The organism is Burkholderia mayonis (assembly GCF_001523745.2).
Lineage (GTDB): Bacteria > Pseudomonadota > Gammaproteobacteria > Burkholderiales > Burkholderiaceae > Burkholderia > Burkholderia mayonis.
Genome location: NZ_CP013386.1, coordinates 1030987 through 1049627, shown reverse-complemented (window position 1 = coordinate 1049627; position 18641 = coordinate 1030987). Strand labels below are relative to the sequence as shown.

The following is an 18641-nucleotide window of genomic DNA, read 5'->3' as shown; positions in this document are numbered from 1 at the left end:
GCGCCATCACGCGCCGGCGCGATCGATCAGGAACTGCGCGAGGAGCGGCACGGGGCGGCCCGTCGCCCCCTTCGCCGCACCGCTCTTCCACGCGGTGCCCGCGATGTCGAGGTGCGCCCACGGATAGTTCTCCGCGAAGCGCGACAGGAAGCACGCAGCCGTCACGCTGCCGGCCGGACGGCCGCCGATGTTCGCGAGATCCGCGAAGTTCGACTTCAACTGATCCTGATACTCGTCGTCGAGCGGCAGGCGCCACGCCGGATCGCCCGCCTCGCGCGACGCGTCGAGCAGTTCGCCCGCGAGCGCGTCGTCCTTCGAGAAGAGGCCGGTGTTGTGGTGGCCGAGCGCGATGATGCACGCGCCCGTCAGCGTCGCGACGTCGATCACTGCGGCGGGCTTGAAGCGCTCCGCGTACGTGAGCGCGTCGCACAGGATGAGGCGCCCTTCCGCGTCGGTATTGAGCACCTCGATCGTCAGGCCCTTCATGCTCGTGACGATGTCGCCCGGCTTGTTCGCGTTGCCGGCCGGCATGTTCTCGCAGGTCGGCACGATCGCGACGACGTTGATCTTCAGGCCCATTTCGGCGACCGCGCGGATCGTGCCGAGCACCGAGCCCGCGCCGCACATGTCGTACTTCATCTCGTCCATGCCTTCGCCCGGCTTCAGCGAAATGCCGCCCGAGTCGAACGTGATGCCCTTGCCGACGAGCACGACGGGCGCCGCCTTCGCGGCCGCGCCCTGATACTGCAGCACGATGAATTGCGGCGGCTCGATCGAGCCCTTCGCGACCGACAGGAACGAGCCCATCTTGAGCGCCTGGACCTGCTTCATGCCCAGCACGTCGACCTTCAGGCCCCAGTCCTTCGCGAGCTTCTTCGCGGTGGTCGCGAGGTAGGCCGGCGTGCAGACGTTGCCCGGCAGGTTGCCGAGGTCGCGCGTCAGGTCCATCCCGTTCGCGAGCGCGACGGCCCGCTTCGCGGCGACCTTCGCCGCCTTGTCGTCGGCCGGATCGACGCTGAACACGATGCGCTTGAGCGCCTGCGCGCTCGCGTCCGGCTTGCTCTTCATCTGCGAGAACTTGTACGTCTCATTGCGCAGCGCGAGAATCGCCGCGCGCACGCCCCAGTCGGACGCGCGCTCGGGCACGGACAGCTGCGCGAGCGTGAACGTGACCTGGACCGCCTTCGTGCCGAGCAGCGCGCGCCACGCGGCCTTGACGGCGTCGTTGTAGGCTTTCTGGCTGAAAGCATCCTGCTTGCCCAGGCCGACGAGCAGCACGCGCGACGCGCCGATGCCCGAAACCTCGTGCAAGAACAAGGTTTTGCCGAGCTTGCCGTCCATGTCGCCTGCCTTGATGACGCGCGAGACGAGGCCCTTCGTCGCTTCGTCGATGTCGAGCGCCGCGCCGGACAAGGTTTGCGCCTCGAACACGCCGAGTACGATGCAGTCGGATTTCCCCGTCAGGAAGCCGTTCGCCGTGCCTTTGCTCCAATCACAGCCTTTTATGCTAAAGTCCATCGCGCTTGTCCTCGGATAAAATCTGGGCTAAGGATGAAAGCCGCAATTATCCGCTATTTTTCCCGTGCGGCGTGAGCGCCCCCCACTCGTGCGCTGTTTCCCGCCCTCTTCGCATCAATAATGATCTTCGAACGCTCCCTCCAGCGCGAGCTTGCGTACACCGCCGGCGCCGTTTTCATGGTGCTGCTCACGATCATGCTGACGTCGATGATGATTCGCATCGTCGGCTACGCCGCGTCCGGCGAGGTGAACCCGAAGGACGTGCTCGTCCTGATCGGCCTCACCGTGATCGGCTATCTCGCGATGATCCTCGTCGGCACGCTGTTCGTGTCGATCCTGTTCGTGCTCACGCGCTGGTACAAGGATTCCGAAATGGTCGTCTGGCTCGCGTCCGGCGTGAGCCTCACGCGGCTCATCAAGCCGATCGGCGTGTTCGCGACGCCGATCGTGCTCCTGATCGCCTTCTTCGCCTTCGTCGGCTGGCCGTGGTCGAACCAGCAGAGCAAGCTCATCAAGGCGCGCTTCCAGCAGCGCGACGAGGTGTCCTTGCTCGCGCCCGGCCAGTTCCGCGAGTCCGCCGCGAACCACCGCGTGTTCTTCATCGAGAAGATGTCGCCCGACCAGGCCACGGTGCAGAATGTGTTCGTCACGACGACCGAGCACGGCAAGGTGAACGTCGTCGTGTCGCAGACAGGCCACACCGAGACGATGAAGAACGGCGACCGCTTCATCGTGCTCGAGGACGGCCGCCGCTACGACGGCGTGCCGGGCCAGCCGAACTTCAAGATCATGGAGTTCGAGCGCTACGGCGTGAAGATCCAGAGCAAGCAGATCGTCAGCCAGCCGACGACGACGGGCACGTCGACGATCGACCTGCTGCGCAATCCGACCAACCAGAATCTCGCCGAATTCGCATGGCGCGCCGGGCTGCCGCTCATCGCGATCAACCTGATGATCCTCGCGATCCCGCTCGCGTATCAGAACCCGCGCCGCGGCCGGACCGTGAACCTCGTGATGGCCGTGCTGATCTACCTCACCTATTCGAACCTGCTGAACGTCGTCCAATCGCAAATGGAACGGGGCAAGATCCCGTTCGGCATCGGACTGATCGGGCTGCACGTCGTCGTCGCCGGAGTCGTCGCGTTCCTGTTCTGGCTGCGCGTGCGCAACAGGCCGTTGTTCTCGCGCGCCGCGTTCGGCCGATCGCAGGGGGTCTGACCGATGCGCCTCTACGAGAAATACTTCGCGCGGCAGATCTACATCACGTTCGTCTTCGTGCTGTTCGCGTTCTCCGGCCTCTTCTTCTTCTTCGACCTGATCAGCGAGCTGAACTCGGTCGGCCACGGCAACTACAAGTTCGGCTACGCGGTGCTGCGCGTCGCGCTGCAGGCGCCGTCGCGCTTCTACGAAATCATCCCGGTCGCGGCGCTGATCAGCTCGATCTACGTGTTCGCGCAGATGGCCGCGAACTCCGAATTCACGATCTTCCGCGTGTCCGGCCTCGCGACGAACCAGGCGCTGCGCTCGCTCATCAAGATCGGCGTGCCGATCGTCATCGCGACCTACCTGATCGGCGAATTCATCGGCCCGTACTCGGACCAGTTGTCCGAGCGCGTGCGGCTCGAGGCGCTCGGCTCGTCGGTATCGACGAACTTCGCATCGGGCGTCTGGGTGAAGGACACGCTGACCGCGCGCGACAACGGCGAGCCCGTCACGCGCTTCGTCAACGTCGGCCAGCTGTCGCCCGATTCGACGATCAGCGACGTGCGGATCTACGAGTTCGATTCGAAGTTCAATCTGCAGAACGTGCGGATCGCGAAGCGCGGCCGCTATCAGCCACCCGGCCACTGGCTGCTGACGGACGTCACCGACACGCGGCTCACGAACCTGCCTGGCGCGGGCAGCCAGCCGGCCGACGCGCTGAATCCCGTCTACCGCGCGCAGCAGGTCACGCTGCCGCAGTATTCGCTGCGCTCGGACCTGACGCCGCAGATCCTGTCGGTGCTGCTCGTGTCGCCCGAGCGGATGTCGCTCTTCAACCTGTTCCGCTACATCCAGCATCTGAAGGAAAATCAGCAGGACACGCAGCGCTACGACATCGCGCTGTGGCGCAAGCTGCTGTATCCGTTCGCGGTATTCGTGATGCTCGTGCTGTCGCTGCCGTTCGCGTATCTGCATACGCGCGCGGGCGTCGTCGGCGTGAAGGTGTTCGGCGGGATCATGCTCGGGATGAGCTTCCAGCTCTTCAACACGCTGTTCTCGCATATCGGCACGCTGAACACGTGGCCCGCGCCGCTGACGGCCGCGCTGCCCGGCTGCATCTATCTGGCGCTCGGCCTCTTCGCGCTAAAGTGGGTCGACCGGCACTGAGCGCGTGCGCGCGTCATCGGAGGGCGCGATGAACAAACACGGAATCGTCCTTTTCGGCCATGGCGCGCGCGACGCGCGCTGGGCCGAGCCGTTCGAACGCCTCGCGGCGAAGCTGCGCGCTGCGCGCGGCGCCGATGCGCCCGTCATGCTCGCGTTCCTCGAATTGATGGAGCCGTCGCTGATCGGCGCGACGGCCGGGCTCGCCGCGCAGGGCTGCGGCACGATCACCGTGGTACCCGTGTTCTTCGGCCAGGGCGGCCACATTCGCCGCGATCTGCCGCAGTTGATCGACGCGTGCCGCGCCGCGCATCCGGCCATCGACATCCGCTGCGTGACGGCCGTCGGCGAAAACGACGCGGTGCTCGACGCGATCGTCGCATACTGCCTGCAGCAAAGCGCCGGTCCCGCGCGTTGACCGCGCCCCCGCTTCCGATTGCGGCCACCGACGCCGCACAGTGACGTAAAAAAACGCCGGCTCGTTGCCGGCGTTTCGTTTGGGCCTGCTGTTTCTCGTCGATTCAGCGTGGCGGCGCAAGCCGCTTTCAGGCCGCGTTGCGCATCCCGTCCTTGCTCTCGCCCGATTCGTCGCCCGCAAGCCGCACACGCTCCGCGAACGCCTCGCCAATCATCAGAAGACTCGGCTGCGCCGGATCGAGCCACGCTTGCGCCGCGCCCGCCGCCATATCGGCGAGCGTGAGCGTCAGCGTGCGCTCGCGCGGCGTGCTGCATGCCTCGACGATCGCGACGGGCGTCGCGCCCGCGCGGCCCGCGTCGATCAGTTGCTGCGCGATCCCGGCCGCGCTGTCGCGGCCCATGTAGTAGACGAGCGAATCCGCGTTCACCTGCTCGCGGATTTCATCGCTGCCGGGCGCGCGGCTCTTTGTCGCAAACGCGACGCTGCGCGCGACGCCGCGCAGCGTCAACGAGCGCTTGAGCGTCGCGGCGCTCGCGAGCGCCGCGGTGATGCCCGGCACGACTTCGTAGTCGATGCCGGCCGCTTCGAGCGCGCGCATCTCCTCGTCCGCGCGGCCGAACAGCATCGGATCGCCGCCCTTCAGCCGCACGACGACCGCGTGCTCGCGTGCCGCGTCGACGATCTGCTTGTTGATGAAGTGCTGCGCGCTCGAGCGCTGCCCGCAGCGCTTGCCGACCGCGATCTTCCGCGCGCGCGGCGCGTAATCGAGCATCGCCGGCTCGACGAGCGCGTCGTGCAGCACGACATCGGCTTCGCCGAGCAGACGCGCGCCGCGCACCGTGATGAGGTCCGCCGCGCCCGGCCCCGCGCCGATCAGATACACCTTACCCATTTGCATCGATCCCTTTCGTGCACGTGTGCCGGCCGGCGCCGCCGATGCGGCGCGCGACGTCACGCGGAAAACGCACGAATCATACCCGCTGCGACCGTATGATGGGTCGCCTCGTCGATCAGCACGAACGCGCCCGTGCCCGGGTGCGCGTCATACGTGTCGCAGACGATCGGCTTTTGCAGCGTCAGCGCGACGCGGCCGATGTCGTTCATCTTCAGATCGTGGCGGTCGGTCGCGTGCGACAGCGTGTGCACGTCGAGCACCTGCTTGACCGCGCCGATCTTCGTGAACACCGTGCTCGTCGTCTGCTTCAGCAAATACTTGCGTTGCGGCGACAGCGGCGTCTCGTCGAACCAGCAGAGATCCGCCTCGAGCTTCTTCGCCGGCTCGACGGGCGCCGCGCGCGGCACGAACGTATCGCCGCGCGACACGTCGACGTCTTCCGCGAGTCGGATCGTCACCGTCTGGCCCGCGAACGCGTGCCCGACCGACGCCGTGCCGCCCGGCACCGGCGCGACGATCTCGGCGACCGTCGCGTCGCGATTCGACGGCAGCACGACGATCTCGTCGCCGACCTTCACCTCGCCCGCTTCGATGCGGCCCATGTAGCCGCGGAAATCGTCGGCCGAGCTGCCGTCCTGGCGCGCGACCCATTGCACCGGGAAGCGCAGCGCGTCGCCCGCCTGCGTCTCGACGGGCAGCGCCTCGAGCACGTTCAGGAGCGGCTCGTCCGCGTACCACGGCATCCGCTCGCTCGCCGCGACGATGTTGTCGCCCTTCAGCGCCGACACCGGCACGAAGCGCACGTCGGTCAAGCCAAGCTGCTGCGCGAGCTTCACGTACGCATCGCGGATCTCGTTGAAGCGCGTCTCGCTGTAATCGACGAGATCCATCTTGTTGATCGCGACGATCACGTGCTGCAGGTCGAGCAGCTTGACGATCGCGCTGTGGCGCTTCGTCTGCGGCAGCAGTTGCGCGGCGCCGTCTTCGAACGTCACGCGCGTCGCGTCGATCAGGATGATCGCCGCATGCGCGGTCGACGCGCCCGTCACCATGTTGCGCGTGTACTGCTCGTGGCCCGGCGTGTCGGCGATGATGAACTTGCGCTTCGCGGTCGCGAAGTAGCGGTACGCGACGTCGATCGTGATGCCCTGCTCGCGCTCGGCCTCGAGACCGTCCGTCAACAGCGCGAGATCGAGCTCGTCGCCGACCGTGCGCTTGTTCTTCGCGCGCGACAGCGCCGACAGCTGGTCGGACAGCACCGCCTTGCTGTCATAGAGCAGGCGGCCGATCAGCGTGCTCTTGCCGTCGTCGACGCTGCCCGCCGTGATGAAGCGCAGCACGCCGAGGTCTTCGTTGTTGTCGATGATGCTCATGATGTGGATGTCCTCGCGTGCTTCAGAAATAGCCCTGCTTCTTGCGCTGCTCCATCGCGGCTTCGGACGTCTGGTCGTCCATCCGCGTCGCGCCGCGCTCGGTGATCTCGGTCACCGCCGTCTCGGCGATGATCTTCTCGACGTCGTCCGCGTCGCTCTCGACCGGGCACGTGCACGAGATGTCGCCGACCGTGCGAAAGCGCACGAGCGCCGCTTCGCTCGTCTCGCCCTCGCGCATCGGCGTGAGCGGCGTGACCGGCACGAGCAGGCCGTTGCGGCGCACGATCTCGCGGCGGTGCGCGTAGTAGATCGACGGCAGTTCGAGCTTCTCGCGAGCGATGTACTGCCACACGTCGAGCTCGGTCCAGTTCGAGATCGGGAACACGCGCAGGTGCTCGCCGCGGTGCAGGCGCGCGTTGAAGAGGCTCCACAGTTCCGGGCGCTGCGCCTTCGGGTCCCATTGGCCGAATTCGTCGCGGAACGAGAAGATCCGCTCCTTCGCGCGCGCCTTCTCCTCGTCGCGGCGCGCGCCGCCGATCATCGCGGTATAGCCGTGCTGCTCGATCGTCTCGAGCAGCGTGACGGCCTGCGCGGCGTTGCGCGAATCGGTTTCGCGGCGCAGCACCACAGTGCCGCGCCTGATCGAATCCTCGACGTGGCCGACAACGAGTTCCGCGCCGATTTCCGCCGCGCGGCGGTCGCGGAAGTCGATCACCTCGTCGTAGTTGTGGCCCGTATCGATGTGCACGAGCGGGAACGGCAGCGACGTCTTGCGGTTCGCGCCGAGCCCGAACGCCTTCAGCGCGAGATGCAGCACGACGACCGAATCCTTGCCGCCCGAGAACAGCAGCGCGGGCTTGCTGCACTCGGCGACGAGCTCGCGCAGAATGTGGATCGACTCGGCCTCGAGCCAGTCGAGGTGGCCCATCCGGCTGGACGACGCGCCGGCGGGCGGGGCAAAAGCGGATTGTTCGAGCGTCGTGCTCATGATTACGGTCCTTGTCTGGGTTTGTGCCGCCGGGCTGACCGGCGGCGCAGCAATCTGGCTATCTTATTATGTGCCGGCTCCGCTCAGGCGGAGGCGGGGGTGGATTCGGCACCGGCGGACGGCACGGGCGTGATCGTGATGTGCAGCCCGCATTCCTTCGTGTCGCGCGACTCCCACCACCAGCGGCCCGCGCGGCTGTCCTCGCCGGGACGAATCGCGCGCGTGCACGGCTCGCAGCCGATGCTCGGGTAGCCGCGCGCGTGCAGCGGATTGACAGGCACATCGAACGCCTTCAGGTATGCCCACACGTCGCTTTCCGTCCAGTCGGCGAGCGGATTGTATTTCGCGATCCCGCGCGCGGCGTCGTGTTCTTCCTCGTGAAGCTCGGCGCGCGTGACCGACTGCTCGCGCCGCTGGCCCGTCACCCAGGCTTCGACGCCCGCGAGCGCGCGGTTGAGCGGCTCGACCTTGCGGATCTCGCAGCAGCGCTTGCGCAGCTCGACGCTGTCGTAGAACGCGTTCAGGCCGTGCTCGGCGACGTATTGGTCGACCGCGTCCTGCTGCGGACGGAATTGCTCGATCTCGTAGCCGTAGCGCTCGCGCACGCGGTCGATCATGCCGACCGTCTCCGCATGCAGGCGGCCCGTGTTCAGCGAGAAGATGCCGATCGCCACGCCCTTCGACAGGATCGCGTGCGTGACGAGCATGTCTTCCGCCGCAAGGCTGCTCGCGAACTTGACATTCGGATGACGCTCGGCGATCTGCGCGAGCAGCGCATCGAGCCGTTCGATCTTCGCGCTCAACTCGGGCGTGAGCGCGGATGCCGTCGCGCCGCTCATGCGCTCACCCCGCTCGCCGCGCGGCGGCGAAAGAGCGGCGCCGGGTTGTCGACCGCGCCCTGATAGCGCTGTGAGAACTCGCCGAACGCGTTCAGCGCATCGTGGATGTTCTTGTCCGCGCGCACCGCGAACGCATCGAAGCCGCAGCGCGACATGTAGAGAAGCTGGTCGCGCAGCACGTCGCCGATCGCGCGCAGTTCGCCCTTCCAGCCGTAGCGCTCGCGCAAGAGGCGCGCGATGCTGTAGCCGCGGCCATCCGCGAAGCGCGGGAAATCGACGCCGATCACCGCAATGCGGTCGAAGTCGGCGACGAGATCGGCGGGCTCGCTGTCGGGCGCAAGCCACACGCCGAGCGCGTCCTTCGTCTTCGCGGCGACGAGCGCCTCGCGCTCCGCCTGCCACAGCGCGAACGGCACGAGCACGTTGCCGGCCGGCAGCGCGCCGACCGCGGGCAGCGCACCGTCTTCGGCCACGCGCACGACCAGCCATGCGTCGTCGACCACTTCGCGATTCTTGATAATCAAAGCCATCTGCAGATTCCTCTACGCTGGGTTACGCGTGCGCGGTCTGGCGCGCCGCGTAGACGCGCTCCTTGAACGGCGCGATGCCGATGCGGTCGTACGTGTCGATGAAGCGCTCGCCGTCGACACGCGCGTCGACGAACGTGTCGATCAGCTTCGAGATCACGTCCGGCACTTCTTCCGCGGAGAACGACGGGCCGATCACGCGGCCGAGGCGCGCGCCGCCCGCGCCCGTGCCCTGCTCGCCGCCGAGCGACACCTGGTACCACTCGGCGCCGTCCTTGTCGACGCCGAGAATGCCGATGTTGCCGACGTGGTGGTGTCCGCACGAGTTCATGCAGCCCGAGATGTTGAGCGACAAGTCGCCCAGGTCGTACACGTAGTCGAGATCGTCGAAGCGCTGCTGGATCGCGAGCGCGATCGGGATCGACTTCGCGTTCGCGAGCGAGCAGAAGTCGCCGCCCGGGCACGCGATGATGTCGGTCAGGAGGCCGACGTTCGGCGTCGCGAAGCCGGCCGCCTTCGCCTTCTCCCACACCGCGAACAGGTCGCGCTTCTTCACGTTCGCGAGGATCAGGTTCTGCTCGTGCGACACGCGCAGCTCGCCGAACGAGTATGCGTCGGCCCAGTCGGCGACCTGCTCCATCTGCTCCGCGCTCGCGTCGCCCGGCGCGACGCGGTGGTTCTTCAGCGACAGCGTGACGGCCGCGTAGCCCGGCACCTTGTGCGGCGCGACGTTGCGCTCGACCCAGCGCGCGAACGCCTTGCTCTCGAGCAGATGCTGCTCGAACGACGCATCGGTGTCGGCGAGCTTTTCATAGACGGGCGGCTGGAAATACTGCGACACGCGATCGAGCTCATCGTGCGTGAGCGTCGACGGGCCGTCCTTCAGATGCTGCCATTCCTCTTCGACCTGTTGCGAGAACTTCGCGGGCGACAGCGCCTTCACGAGGATCTTGATCCGCGCCTTGTACAGGTTGTCGCGTCGGCCGTAGCGGTTGTACACGCGCAGCACCGCTTCGCAATAAGTGAGGAGGTGCTGCCACGGCAGGTTCTCGCGGATAATCGCCCCGACGATCGGCGTGCGGCCGAGGCCGCCGCCTGCGAGGATGCTCGCGACCACTTCGCCCGCTTCGCTCTTCTTCAGGTAGACGCCGAGATCGTGGATCTGCACGGCCGCGCGATCGAGCTTCGAGCCCGACACGGCGATCTTGAACTTGCGCGGCAGCCATGCGAATTCGGGATGGAACGTCGACCACTGGCGCAGGATCTCGGCCCACGGACGCGGATCGATTTCCTCGTCGTACGCGACGCCCGCGAACTGGTCGGCGGTGATGTTGCGGATGCAGTTGCCCGACGTCTGGATCGCGTGCATCTGCACCGAAGCCAGCTTCGCGAGGATCTCGGGCGTTTCCTCGAGCTGCACCCAGTTGAACTGGATGTTCGAGCGCGTCGAGAAGTGGCCGTAGCCGCGGTCGTGCTCGCGCGCGATGCGGGCAAGCATGCGCAACTGATCGCTACGAAGATTGCCGTACGGAATCGCGATGCGGTGCATGTAGGCGTGGCGCTGCATGTACAGGCCGTTCTGCAGCCGCAGCGGACGGAACTCGTCCTCGCTCAATTCGCCGGACAAGCGGCGGCGGACCTGGTCGCGGTACTGCGCGACACGCTCGTCGACGATCGTTTGATCGTACTGATCGTACTGGTACATTCGGGGACCCCAGGGTTTGCTCGATATGACCGCGCGGCGTCCTAGCCACGCCGCGCCCGAATCCTGCACCGCCTGCACCGAGCCGACCATCCGCCCGGCCGCTCATTTGCTAATGACGATTACAGATATCCATATTTGAAAAACACCGGGGAATCGTAATAAACTCTCTTTATATTTCAAACGACTAAAAAATTCTGTTGATATGCGGAAGGGTTATAAATGAACCTGCACCAATTTCGCTTCGTGCGCGAGGCCGTCCGCCAGAATTTCAACCTCACGGAAGCCGCGAAGGCGCTGTACACGTCGCAGCCGGGAGTTTCGAAAGCCATCATCGAGCTCGAGGACGAGCTCGGCGTCGAGATCTTCACGCGCCACGGCAAACGCGTGCGCTCGCTGACCGAGCCTGGACGGATCATCCTCGCGTCGGTCGAGCGGATCCTCCAGGAGGTCGAGAGTCTTAAAAGGGTCGGAAAAGATTACGCGGCGCAGGACCAGGGCAATCTGACGATCGCGGCGACACACACGCAGGCCCGCTATTCGCTGCCCGCCGCGATCGCCGAGTTCAAGAAGCGCTTCCCGAAGGTCCATCTGTCGATCCTGCAAGGCAGCCCGACCCAGGTCGCCGAAATGGTGATCCACGACCAGGCGGACCTCGCGATCGCGACCGAGGCGATCGCCGACTACAAGGAGCTCGTGTCGCTGCCGTGCTTCCAGTGGCACCACGCGGCCGTCGTGCCGGCCGACCACCCGCTCCTCGAGCGCAAGCCGCTGTCGCTCGACGATCTGGCGCAGTTCCCGCTCATCACGTACGACGACGCGTTCGCGGGCCGCAAGAAGATCAACCAGGCGTTTGCGCTGCATCGCCTCACGCCCGACATCGTGCTCGAGGCAATCGACGCGGACGTGATCAAGACCTACGTCGAGCTCGGGCTCGGCGTCGGCATCATGGCCGACATCGCGTTCAATCCGGAGCGCGACCGCAACCTGCGCGCGATCCCGGTCGGGCATCTGTTCGGCAGCAACGTGACGCGGGTCGCGCTCAAGCAGGGCGCGTATCTGCGCGGCTATATCTATACGCTCGTCGAGCTGCTGTCGCCGACGCTCAACCGCAAGCTCGTCGAGACCGCGCTCAAGGGCGAGGCCGAGACCTACGAGCTGTGACGCGCGGCGCGCGGCGCGCGGGGCGGCGCTGCTTTGCGGCGCCCCTTCGCGCGGCGTTGCGTTCCCGAACCGGCATGGAGCCGCCTCGCATGAAGCCATCCCGCCTGCTGCGCCGCGCTCGCGCTCGTCTGCGCTGCGGCGCGCGCCGACCTGACGGTCGGCGTCGATCTGTCGACGACGGGCCCCGCCGTGACGATCGGCCAGACCAGCAAGAACGCGATCCTGATGTGGCCGAAGACGATCGCGGGACAGAAGCTGCAGGGTGATCTGCTCGACGACGCATCCGACCCGGACGTCGCCGTGCGCAACATCCGCAAGCTCGCGACGGAGGACAAGGTCGACATGGTCGTCGGGCCGAACATCACGCCCGCGGCGCGCGCCACGCTCGATCCGATCGCCGCCGCCGCGCAGACGCCGATGATCACGCTGATCGGCTCCGGCTCGATCGTCGAGCCGCAGCAGGACAAGCGCGTGTGGGCGTTCAAGATGGCGCAGGGCGACCGCGCGATGGCCGACGTGCCGACCCGCTACACGGCGAACCACGGCGTGAAGACGGTCGGCTTCGCGGACAGCTACGGCGACAGCTGGCTCGACGAATTCACGCGCTTCGCCGGGCTGCGCAAGCTGAGGATCGTCGCGACCGAGCGCTACAACCGCACCGACACGAGCGTGACGGGCCAAGCGCTGAAGCTGATCGCGGCGAAACTGGGCGCGATTCTGATCTCTGGCGCGGGTACGCCGACAGTGCGGCCGCAGCGCACGCTGATCGTCGTCTATCTGAGCCAGTGAGCCGCCGCCCCGCCGCGCAACGAAGCAAAATGCGAAGGAAGCAGAATGCTTGCCGGCGTGGGGGATTTCGGTAATAATTCGCGTTTTCGCCGCGCGCAATCGCATGTGCGGCGCAGGTTTGCCCAGGTGGTGAAATTGGTAGACGCAGGGGACTCAAAATCCCCCGCCGCAAGGCGTGCCGGTTCGATTCCGGCCCTGGGCACCATCAAACATTCCTCGAAATTCCCGACCGGTCGCAAAAACCTTGATAAATAAAGGCGCAGAGGGAAATTTCGTTCCGAAAGAGTCCGGCTCGGTTCGTTGAAAGCCGGGGGTACGCAGGGGTACTTTTAGGGGTATGTCCTCGCTTCGAGGCTCCAACTAACGGAGATACCCCTGATGCCCTTGACCGATACGGCATCCGGACTGCCAAGCCCAGGCCAAAGATTCAAAAATTCTACGACGGCAACGGCCTGTTCTTGCAAGTCATGCCGAGCAGCCAAAAATACTGGCGGCTCAAGTATTACTTCGCAGGGAAGGAAAAGCTGCCTGCGCTCGGCGTATACCCCGACGTTTCGCTGGCCGTCGCTCGCAGAAAGCGCGACGAGGCGCGCGCTAAACTTGCCGAAGGCAATTGATCCAAGTGAAGCGAAGAAGATCGAGAAACGCACGGCCAAGCTGAACGCCGTCAACACATTCGAGGCAATTGCGCGCGCTTGGCTGGAAGATCGCAAGTCAAGCGTTGAGATGGGTCAGCATGAAAAGACGCTTGCCCGCATGGAAAACGATGTATTTCCGTGGCTTGGCAAGCGTCCAATCAAGGGAATCGACGCGCCAGAGATTCGGGAAGTGCTCAAGCGCATCGACAGTCGAGGCGCGCGGTACACGGCGCACAGCGTCCGCAGCGAAATCAGCCGCGTTTTCCGTTATGCGATCCAGAATGGCAAGACGAAACGGATTCGGCATCGATGTCGCTCGACATCATGCTGCTGCGCACCTTCCTCGAAGTCGTCGAGCATCACGGCTTCGCGCTCGCCGCCGAGCGCGTCGCGCTCACGCCGTCCGCGGTCAGCGGGCACATCAAGCGGCTCAAGCAGGCGGCGGGCGGCGGGCTGCTCGCCCGCGCGACGCGACGCGGCGCGTCGCGCTCACGCAAGCAGGCGAGACACTGTATGCGTATGCGCGCAACATCGTCGAGATGGAGCGCGAAGCGCGCGCGGCTGCGCGGCTCGCCGCTGCACGGCCGGCTGCGCGTCGGCGCGTCCGAGGATTGCGCGGGCGCGTGGCTGCCCCAGGTGCTACACGCGTTTCGCCGCCGGCATCCGCGGGCAACGATCGAACTGAAAGCCGGCATCACCGCGGATCTGCTGCGCCAACAGGCATCGGGCCGCGTCGACGTCGTGTTCGGCAAGCAATGCAGCCGAGTCGACGAAGCCGGCGAACTGTTGTGGAAAGAGCCGCTCGTGTGGGCATACGCGTCGGACGCCGCGCTCGACGCGGCCGGCGCGCTGCCGCTCGCGCTCTTTCCGGAGCCGTGCGTCTACCGCGAAGCGGCGACCGCCGCGCTGAGCGGCGCGCAGTGTCCTTTTCGCATCGTGTTCGAAAGCAGCAGCATGGCTGGCTGCGTGTCGGCGGCGCTTGCGGGATTCGCCGTCACCGTCGTCGCACGCAGCCAGCTACGCGACGGCTCGCGCGAATGCGGACCGGAAGACGGGCTGCCCGCGCTGCCCGCCGCGCACTTCTACGCGTTCTCGCGCCAGTCGACGCCCGCGAGCGCCGCGTTGATCGACGCGGTGCGGGAAACCGGGCGCCACAACCGGTTCGCGCCGACGAACTGACGCGCCTATGCGGACGAAAGCGCGTCGACTGCGACGTTCATCTCGGCAATGAATCGCCAATATAAGGCGCGCCGAGGGAGATGCGCGCTCGGCGATGAATCGATGAGAATCCGAGAATATGAAAAATAAGAAGACCGCACAAATTAAAAAAACAAGTCCCGGATATACTAGGATTTATCCATTAACAAGACATTTAAAGTCTCGTCAATTCATCTATGCGCGAGGTCAATCGTTTCTCCGAGATGGCGGTGTTCGTTCAGGTGATCGAGTCGTGTGGATTCTCTGCGGCGGGACGACGGCTCGACATGACGCCGTCGGCGATCAGCAAGTTCATTCAACGGCTCGAGACGCGGCTCGGCGTGCGCCTGCTGAACCGCACGACACGCAAGCTGCAGCTCACGCCGGAAGGCGCCGCGTTCTACGAACGCTGCGTGCGCATCCTCGATGACATCGCCGACGCCGAGCGCGAAGCGACGCGCGGCACGAGTCCGCAGGGACGCGTGCGAATCAATTCGCACGTGCCGTTCGGCAAGCGCCATCTGATGCCGCTTCTGCCCGAATTCCAGCGCCGCTATCCGGACATCACGCTCGACATCGTGCTATCGGATGCGGTCGTCGATCTGCTCGACGACCGCAGCGACATCGCGATCCGCTCGGGCGCGCTCGACGATTCGCGGCTCGTGATGCGCAGGCTCGGCGGCAGCCGGATGGTCGTCGTCGGCTCGCCCGCGTACTTCGAGGGCAGGGGCGTGCCGCAGACGCCGGATGATCTCGATCGCCACCATTGCATCGGTCTCAGCGGCAACACGAAGGCATGGCCGTTCGTCGTGGCGGAAGGCCAGCGTCTGCGGCCGTCGGGCGGCAACCTGCTGCTCGGCGACGGCGAGAGCATCCGCGAGGCAGCCGTCTCCGGGCTCGGGCTCGCACGGCTCGCGCGCTGTCACGTCGCGGAGGACATCGATGCGGAGCGCCTCGTGCCGGTGCTCGAAGCGTTCAATCCGGGCGACGAGGAAGAGATCAGCGCCGTGTTCGTCGGGCCGAGCGAACGTCTGCCGGCGCGCGTGCGCGTGCTGCTCGATTTCCTGAAAGAGCGGATCCGCATCGGATCGCGTGTGATCGACGATTGGGACGAGGCGCCGGCGGCCGGCACGCGCGCCACCGTCACGCAACTGCGCTGAGCGCGCTGCCGGCCGACGCGCGTCTCGGCACCCGTCGTCGCACCGCTGCCGCGCCTTCTTACGGCAGCGTTTCGATGCGGGACATATGGGCGAACGCTCGCCGAGCGCCGCCGGGCCGGTTCGCCGCGTCACGCGTTCAGCGCATCGCGCCGGCGGGCGAGATATCGAGATGCGAGAAGCATGAGCGATCCGTTTCGACGATCGCCGGCGCCGCCGCGGATGGCACACCCCGAATGCGCGGATTTATTTTTATTCGAATGCGCTTTAAATCGATTCGACCAGGCGACAAGAAACCGATCGATCCGGATTAATCGATTCCGCGCAACCGTATCGAATACGGATGATATCGAATGACGGATTCGGAAAAATCCGATTTCGGCAAATGCCGCGGCATGTTCGGATGCCGCGGCCGCACATTGCTTACTGCCTGCCGCTTATTTCACGGTGAACTGGTAGCTGCCCTGCGTGCGATGGCCGTCGGTCGCGACCGCAACCCACTTGACCGTATACTCGCCCGCCTGCAGCGGCTTGAGCGCGACCGACATGCGCTTGCGATCGGATGCGTCGACGACCGCCTTTGCGGCCGCGGCCGGCGCGCCCGCCGCGTCGACGACGACGATCGAGCTGAACGCCGGCTCGAGCGTTTCGGTGAAGCCGATCGACACGGCCTGCGGCGCGGCGACCGCGGCGTTCGCGGGCGGATCGGTCTTTTCGGGTTTCGCGTGCGCGAACGCTACGCTCGACAGCGTGAGCGCGAGCGCGGCGGCGAGGCCGCGCCGCGCGACGGAAGTCATCGTGGTCGTAGTTGTCATCGGGTACCTTTGTTCGAACGGGGGATTGCGGGCGCGCCGAGCGCGGCCGCGCGGCCCCGAGCTTACCAGTCCCGGCATGCGCTTGCGCTCGAGCGCGCCGCGACTGTTTGCCCGATCCGCGTTTGATACGCTTGGTACAATGCGCGCGCCATGGATCTCGAAAGCATTCTGTTTACGCAAGGCTTCGGGTCGCGCCGCCAGTGCCGCGCGCTCGTCGAAGCAGGGCGCGTCGCCGTCGGCGGCGCGACGTGCGTCGATGCGCACGCGTCGTTCGACACCGCCCATCTCGCGTTCGAAGTCGACGGCGTCGCGTGGCCGTACCACGCGCGCGCGTACGTCGTGCTCAACAAGCCGGCGGGCTACGAGTGCTCGCGCGAGCCGCAGCATCATTCGAGCGTCTTCAGCCTGCTGCCGCCGCAGTTCGCAGAGCGCGGCGTCCAGTGTGTCGGCCGCCTCGACCAGGACACGACGGGCCTCCTGCTGCTGTCCGACGACGGCCAGTTCGTCCACGCGTACACGTCGCCGAAGCGCAAGGTGCCAAAGACCTATGTCGCGACGGTGCGCCACCCGCTCGACGACGCGCAGCTCGACGCGCTGCGCGCGGGCGTGCTGCTGCACGGCGAGCCGAAACCGATCGCCGCGATCGCCGCGATCGCCCGAGGAGAACGACTCCTCGAAATGACGGTCGCCGAAGGGAAATATCACCAGGTGAAGCGGATGGTCGCGGCGGCGAGCAACCGCGTCGAGGCGCTGCATCGCGCGAGCATCGGCGGCTTCGCGCTGCCGGCGGATCTCGCCGAAGGCGCTTGGCGCTGGCTCGGCGAGCGCGATCTGGCTGCATTGCGCGACACGGCGAAAACCCTGTCAGGGTAAGCCCGGGCGGCGGCTGCGCGGCCATCCGAACCATGCTGCTTCGCAGCATGGCAGCGTCATCAAGCCTCGCTATACTCGAAACAAAACCACAATGGATTCCGGGTTTGGGGAGACATCATGACCATCAGCAATCCGATTGAAATTTCGTCCGTGATACTCGCGTTCGCGGCGCTCGGCGCGATCATGATCGGCGGGCTGCTCACCGCGATGCATCTGAAGCGCAAATATCATCCGAGTCTGATCGGCGCGCTGATCGGCGCGCTGCTGTGCTTCCTGCTGATCGAGGCGCTGCCGGCGATCACTTGATCGGGCGCGGCGCGGCCACGGTGCGCAGGAAATCATCGACGGTCGGATAGCGCAGCGCGACGCGCAATTCGCGCTTCATCCTCGCGTTCGCGAGCCGTCGCGACTCGCGCATGAACGACAGCAGCATCGGCTCGAGCTGCTGCTCCGCGTCGGCACGCGTGATGCGCGGCGGGTAGTGCATGCCGAACGCGCGCGCGACCTGCTCGAAGTAATCCCCCATCTTCAGCTCGGTGTCGTCGCTCGCATGGACGATCCGCGCGGGCTTGCCGCGCGTCGCGGCGCGCAGCAGGATCGACGCGAGATCGTCGGCATGGATGTGGTTCGTATAGACGTCGTCGGCCTCGACGAGGGCCGGCGTCCCCTTCTCGAGCCGCGCGAGCGGCAGCCGGTTCGCCGCGTAGATGCCGGGAATCCGCACGATGCGTGCGGACAGCGCGCCGCGCGCGGTCGCGCGGCGCAATTGACGCTCGGCCGACACGCGCCGTCGCGCGCGCGGATTCCCAGGCCGCACCGGACGCGTTTCGTCAACCCATGCGCCGCCGCAATCACCGTAAACGCCGCTCGTGCTCGCGTAGACGACGGCAGGACGCGACAGGGCGTCGGGTACAATACCCGTTGCCTGAAAAGGCGGCCAAGCCGATCTGGCGGCGGCCCGCCCCGCGCGCAGCCTGCCGTACGCCGGCGCGAACTGACGCGACGGCCGCCGCGGCGACGCGAGCGCGGCGACGAGCGCCTGCGTTCTGCGGTCGACTTCACCCGTCGCCTGCGGCGGCGCGAGATGCAGCACGACGCTTGCGAGACGCGCGATCCGTGCGAGCGTCGCGCGCTCGTCCAGATCGCCGACGACGGGCACGACGCCCGCCGCCCGCAGTTCAGCGCAGCGCGCCCGATGGCTCGTCAGCGCGACGATGCGCAAGTTCCGGCGCCGCGCGCGCAACTGCGCGACGCAACGCATGCCGACGTCGCCGCAGCCGACGATCAATACGCGCGGCCTGCGCAGGATTCGTGTCGCAATCATGGTGTATCGGTTGATCCGTAGGAATGCATTGTAGCTGCCGTGCACGCGTTGCACGGT

Annotated in this window: 16 protein-coding genes, 1 tRNA gene and 3 pseudogenes; 11 read left to right on the top strand and 9 right to left on the bottom strand. The window is 66.3% G+C overall.

The features are described from left to right. Positions 1-6: 6 nt before the first annotated feature. The gene (locus WS70_RS05245) at positions 7-1518 is read right to left on the bottom strand and encodes a leucyl aminopeptidase (protein ID WP_059469224.1); all 1512 of its coding nucleotides are present in this window, start codon (positions 1516-1518) and stop codon (positions 7-9) included. A gap of 120 nt (positions 1519-1638) precedes the next feature. Here WS70_RS05245 and lptF point away from each other — a divergent pair, with 120 nt between their 5' ends. The 3 genes from lptF to WS70_RS05230 are packed head-to-tail and all read left to right on the top strand — an operon-like array spanning position 1639 to position 4303. After that, positions 1639-2736 carry an LPS export ABC transporter permease LptF gene (lptF, locus tag WS70_RS05240; RefSeq protein WP_059596439.1) on the top strand — a complete coding sequence of 366 codons (1098 nt, stop codon included), beginning with the start codon at positions 1639-1641 and terminating at the stop codon, positions 2734-2736. A gap of 3 nt (positions 2737-2739) precedes the next feature. Then, positions 2740-3888 carry an LPS export ABC transporter permease LptG gene (lptG, locus tag WS70_RS05235; protein ID WP_059469226.1) on the top strand — a complete coding sequence of 383 codons (1149 nt, stop codon included), beginning with the start codon at positions 2740-2742 and terminating at the stop codon, positions 3886-3888. A 28-nt stretch (positions 3889-3916) separates the two neighbouring features. After that, the gene (locus WS70_RS05230) at positions 3917-4303 is read left to right on the top strand and encodes a sirohydrochlorin chelatase (RefSeq protein ID WP_059469296.1); all 387 of its coding nucleotides are present in this window, start codon (positions 3917-3919) and stop codon (positions 4301-4303) included. 127 nt (positions 4304-4430) lie between these two features. Here the strand turns inward: WS70_RS05230 and cobA are convergent, their stop codons facing one another. From cobA to WS70_RS05200, 6 genes are all read right to left on the bottom strand, one after another. Beyond that, positions 4431-5195, bottom strand: coding sequence for a uroporphyrinogen-III C-methyltransferase (cobA, locus tag WS70_RS05225; protein ID WP_059469297.1), 765 nt, complete (start codon positions 5193-5195; stop codon positions 4431-4433). 59 nt (positions 5196-5254) lie between these two features. Continuing rightward, a complete protein-coding gene (locus tag WS70_RS05220; protein ID WP_059469227.1) occupies positions 5255-6571 on the bottom strand; it encodes a sulfate adenylyltransferase subunit 1 in 1317 nt (438 codons plus the stop codon). A gap of 22 nt (positions 6572-6593) precedes the next feature. After that, positions 6594-7559: a sulfate adenylyltransferase subunit CysD gene (gene cysD / locus WS70_RS05215; RefSeq protein WP_059469228.1), complete on the bottom strand. Its 966-nt coding sequence runs from the start codon at positions 7557-7559 to the stop codon at positions 6594-6596. An 83-nt stretch (positions 7560-7642) separates the two neighbouring features. Next, positions 7643-8398: a phosphoadenylyl-sulfate reductase gene (locus WS70_RS05210; RefSeq protein WP_059596440.1), complete on the bottom strand. Its 756-nt coding sequence runs from the start codon at positions 8396-8398 to the stop codon at positions 7643-7645. Then, positions 8395-8928: a DUF934 domain-containing protein gene (locus WS70_RS05205; protein WP_059469230.1), complete on the bottom strand. Its 534-nt coding sequence runs from the start codon at positions 8926-8928 to the stop codon at positions 8395-8397. The genes WS70_RS05210 and WS70_RS05205 overlap by 4 nt, the downstream gene beginning before the upstream one ends. A 22-nt stretch (positions 8929-8950) precedes the next feature. Continuing rightward, positions 8951-10630 (bottom strand): nitrite/sulfite reductase, encoded by a 1680-nt coding sequence (locus WS70_RS05200; protein ID WP_059596441.1) that lies wholly within the window; start codon positions 10628-10630, stop codon positions 8951-8953. Positions 10631-10849: 219 nt separating this feature from the next. On the opposite strand from WS70_RS05200, the gene WS70_RS05195 reads away from it, so the two are divergent. From WS70_RS05195 to WS70_RS05165, 6 genes and pseudogenes are all read left to right on the top strand, one after another. Then, on the top strand, positions 10850-11791 hold the full coding sequence (locus WS70_RS05195; RefSeq protein WP_006024855.1) for a CysB family HTH-type transcriptional regulator: 942 nt from the start codon (positions 10850-10852) through the stop codon (positions 11789-11791). Positions 11792-11893: 102 nt separating this feature from the next. After that, positions 11894-12559: pseudogene (locus WS70_RS05185) on the top strand (ABC transporter substrate-binding protein); the annotation flags it as partial. Positions 12560-12700: 141 nt separating this feature from the next. Continuing rightward, positions 12701-12785: transfer RNA gene (locus WS70_RS05180), tRNA-Leu, on the top strand. A gap of 173 nt (positions 12786-12958) precedes the next feature. Then, positions 12959-13513 (top strand): annotated as a pseudogene (locus WS70_RS05175) (tyrosine-type recombinase/integrase); the annotation flags it as partial. A 14-nt stretch (positions 13514-13527) separates the two neighbouring features. Continuing rightward, positions 13528-14397, top strand: a pseudogene (locus tag WS70_RS05170) (LysR family transcriptional regulator). A gap of 215 nt (positions 14398-14612) precedes the next feature. After that, positions 14613-15575, top strand: a complete 963-nt coding sequence (locus tag WS70_RS05165; RefSeq protein WP_059469234.1) for a LysR family transcriptional regulator — start codon at positions 14613-14615, stop codon at positions 15573-15575. A gap of 434 nt (positions 15576-16009) precedes the next feature. Here the strand turns inward: WS70_RS05165 and copC are convergent, their stop codons facing one another. After that, the gene (gene copC / locus WS70_RS05160) at positions 16010-16387 is read right to left on the bottom strand and encodes a copper homeostasis periplasmic binding protein CopC (RefSeq protein ID WP_059596443.1); all 378 of its coding nucleotides are present in this window, start codon (positions 16385-16387) and stop codon (positions 16010-16012) included. Between the two features lie 150 nt (positions 16388-16537). Between copC and WS70_RS05155 the strand changes: the two genes are divergently transcribed. Both WS70_RS05155 and WS70_RS05150 read left to right on the top strand, forming a co-directional pair. Then, positions 16538-17260, top strand: a complete 723-nt coding sequence (locus tag WS70_RS05155; RefSeq protein ID WP_059469236.1) for a pseudouridine synthase — start codon at positions 16538-16540, stop codon at positions 17258-17260. A gap of 117 nt (positions 17261-17377) precedes the next feature. Next, positions 17378-17566: a hypothetical protein gene (locus WS70_RS05150; protein ID WP_010102128.1), complete on the top strand. Its 189-nt coding sequence runs from the start codon at positions 17378-17380 to the stop codon at positions 17564-17566. On the opposite strand, the gene WS70_RS05145 is transcribed toward WS70_RS05150, so the two are convergent. Continuing rightward, entirely contained in the window at positions 17559-18638 is a 1080-nt protein-coding gene (locus tag WS70_RS05145) for an NAD-dependent epimerase/dehydratase family protein (RefSeq protein ID WP_059469298.1), read from the bottom strand. The two genes, WS70_RS05150 and WS70_RS05145, sit on opposite strands and share 8 nt — an antisense overlap. Between the last annotated feature and the right edge of the window lie 3 nt (positions 18639-18641).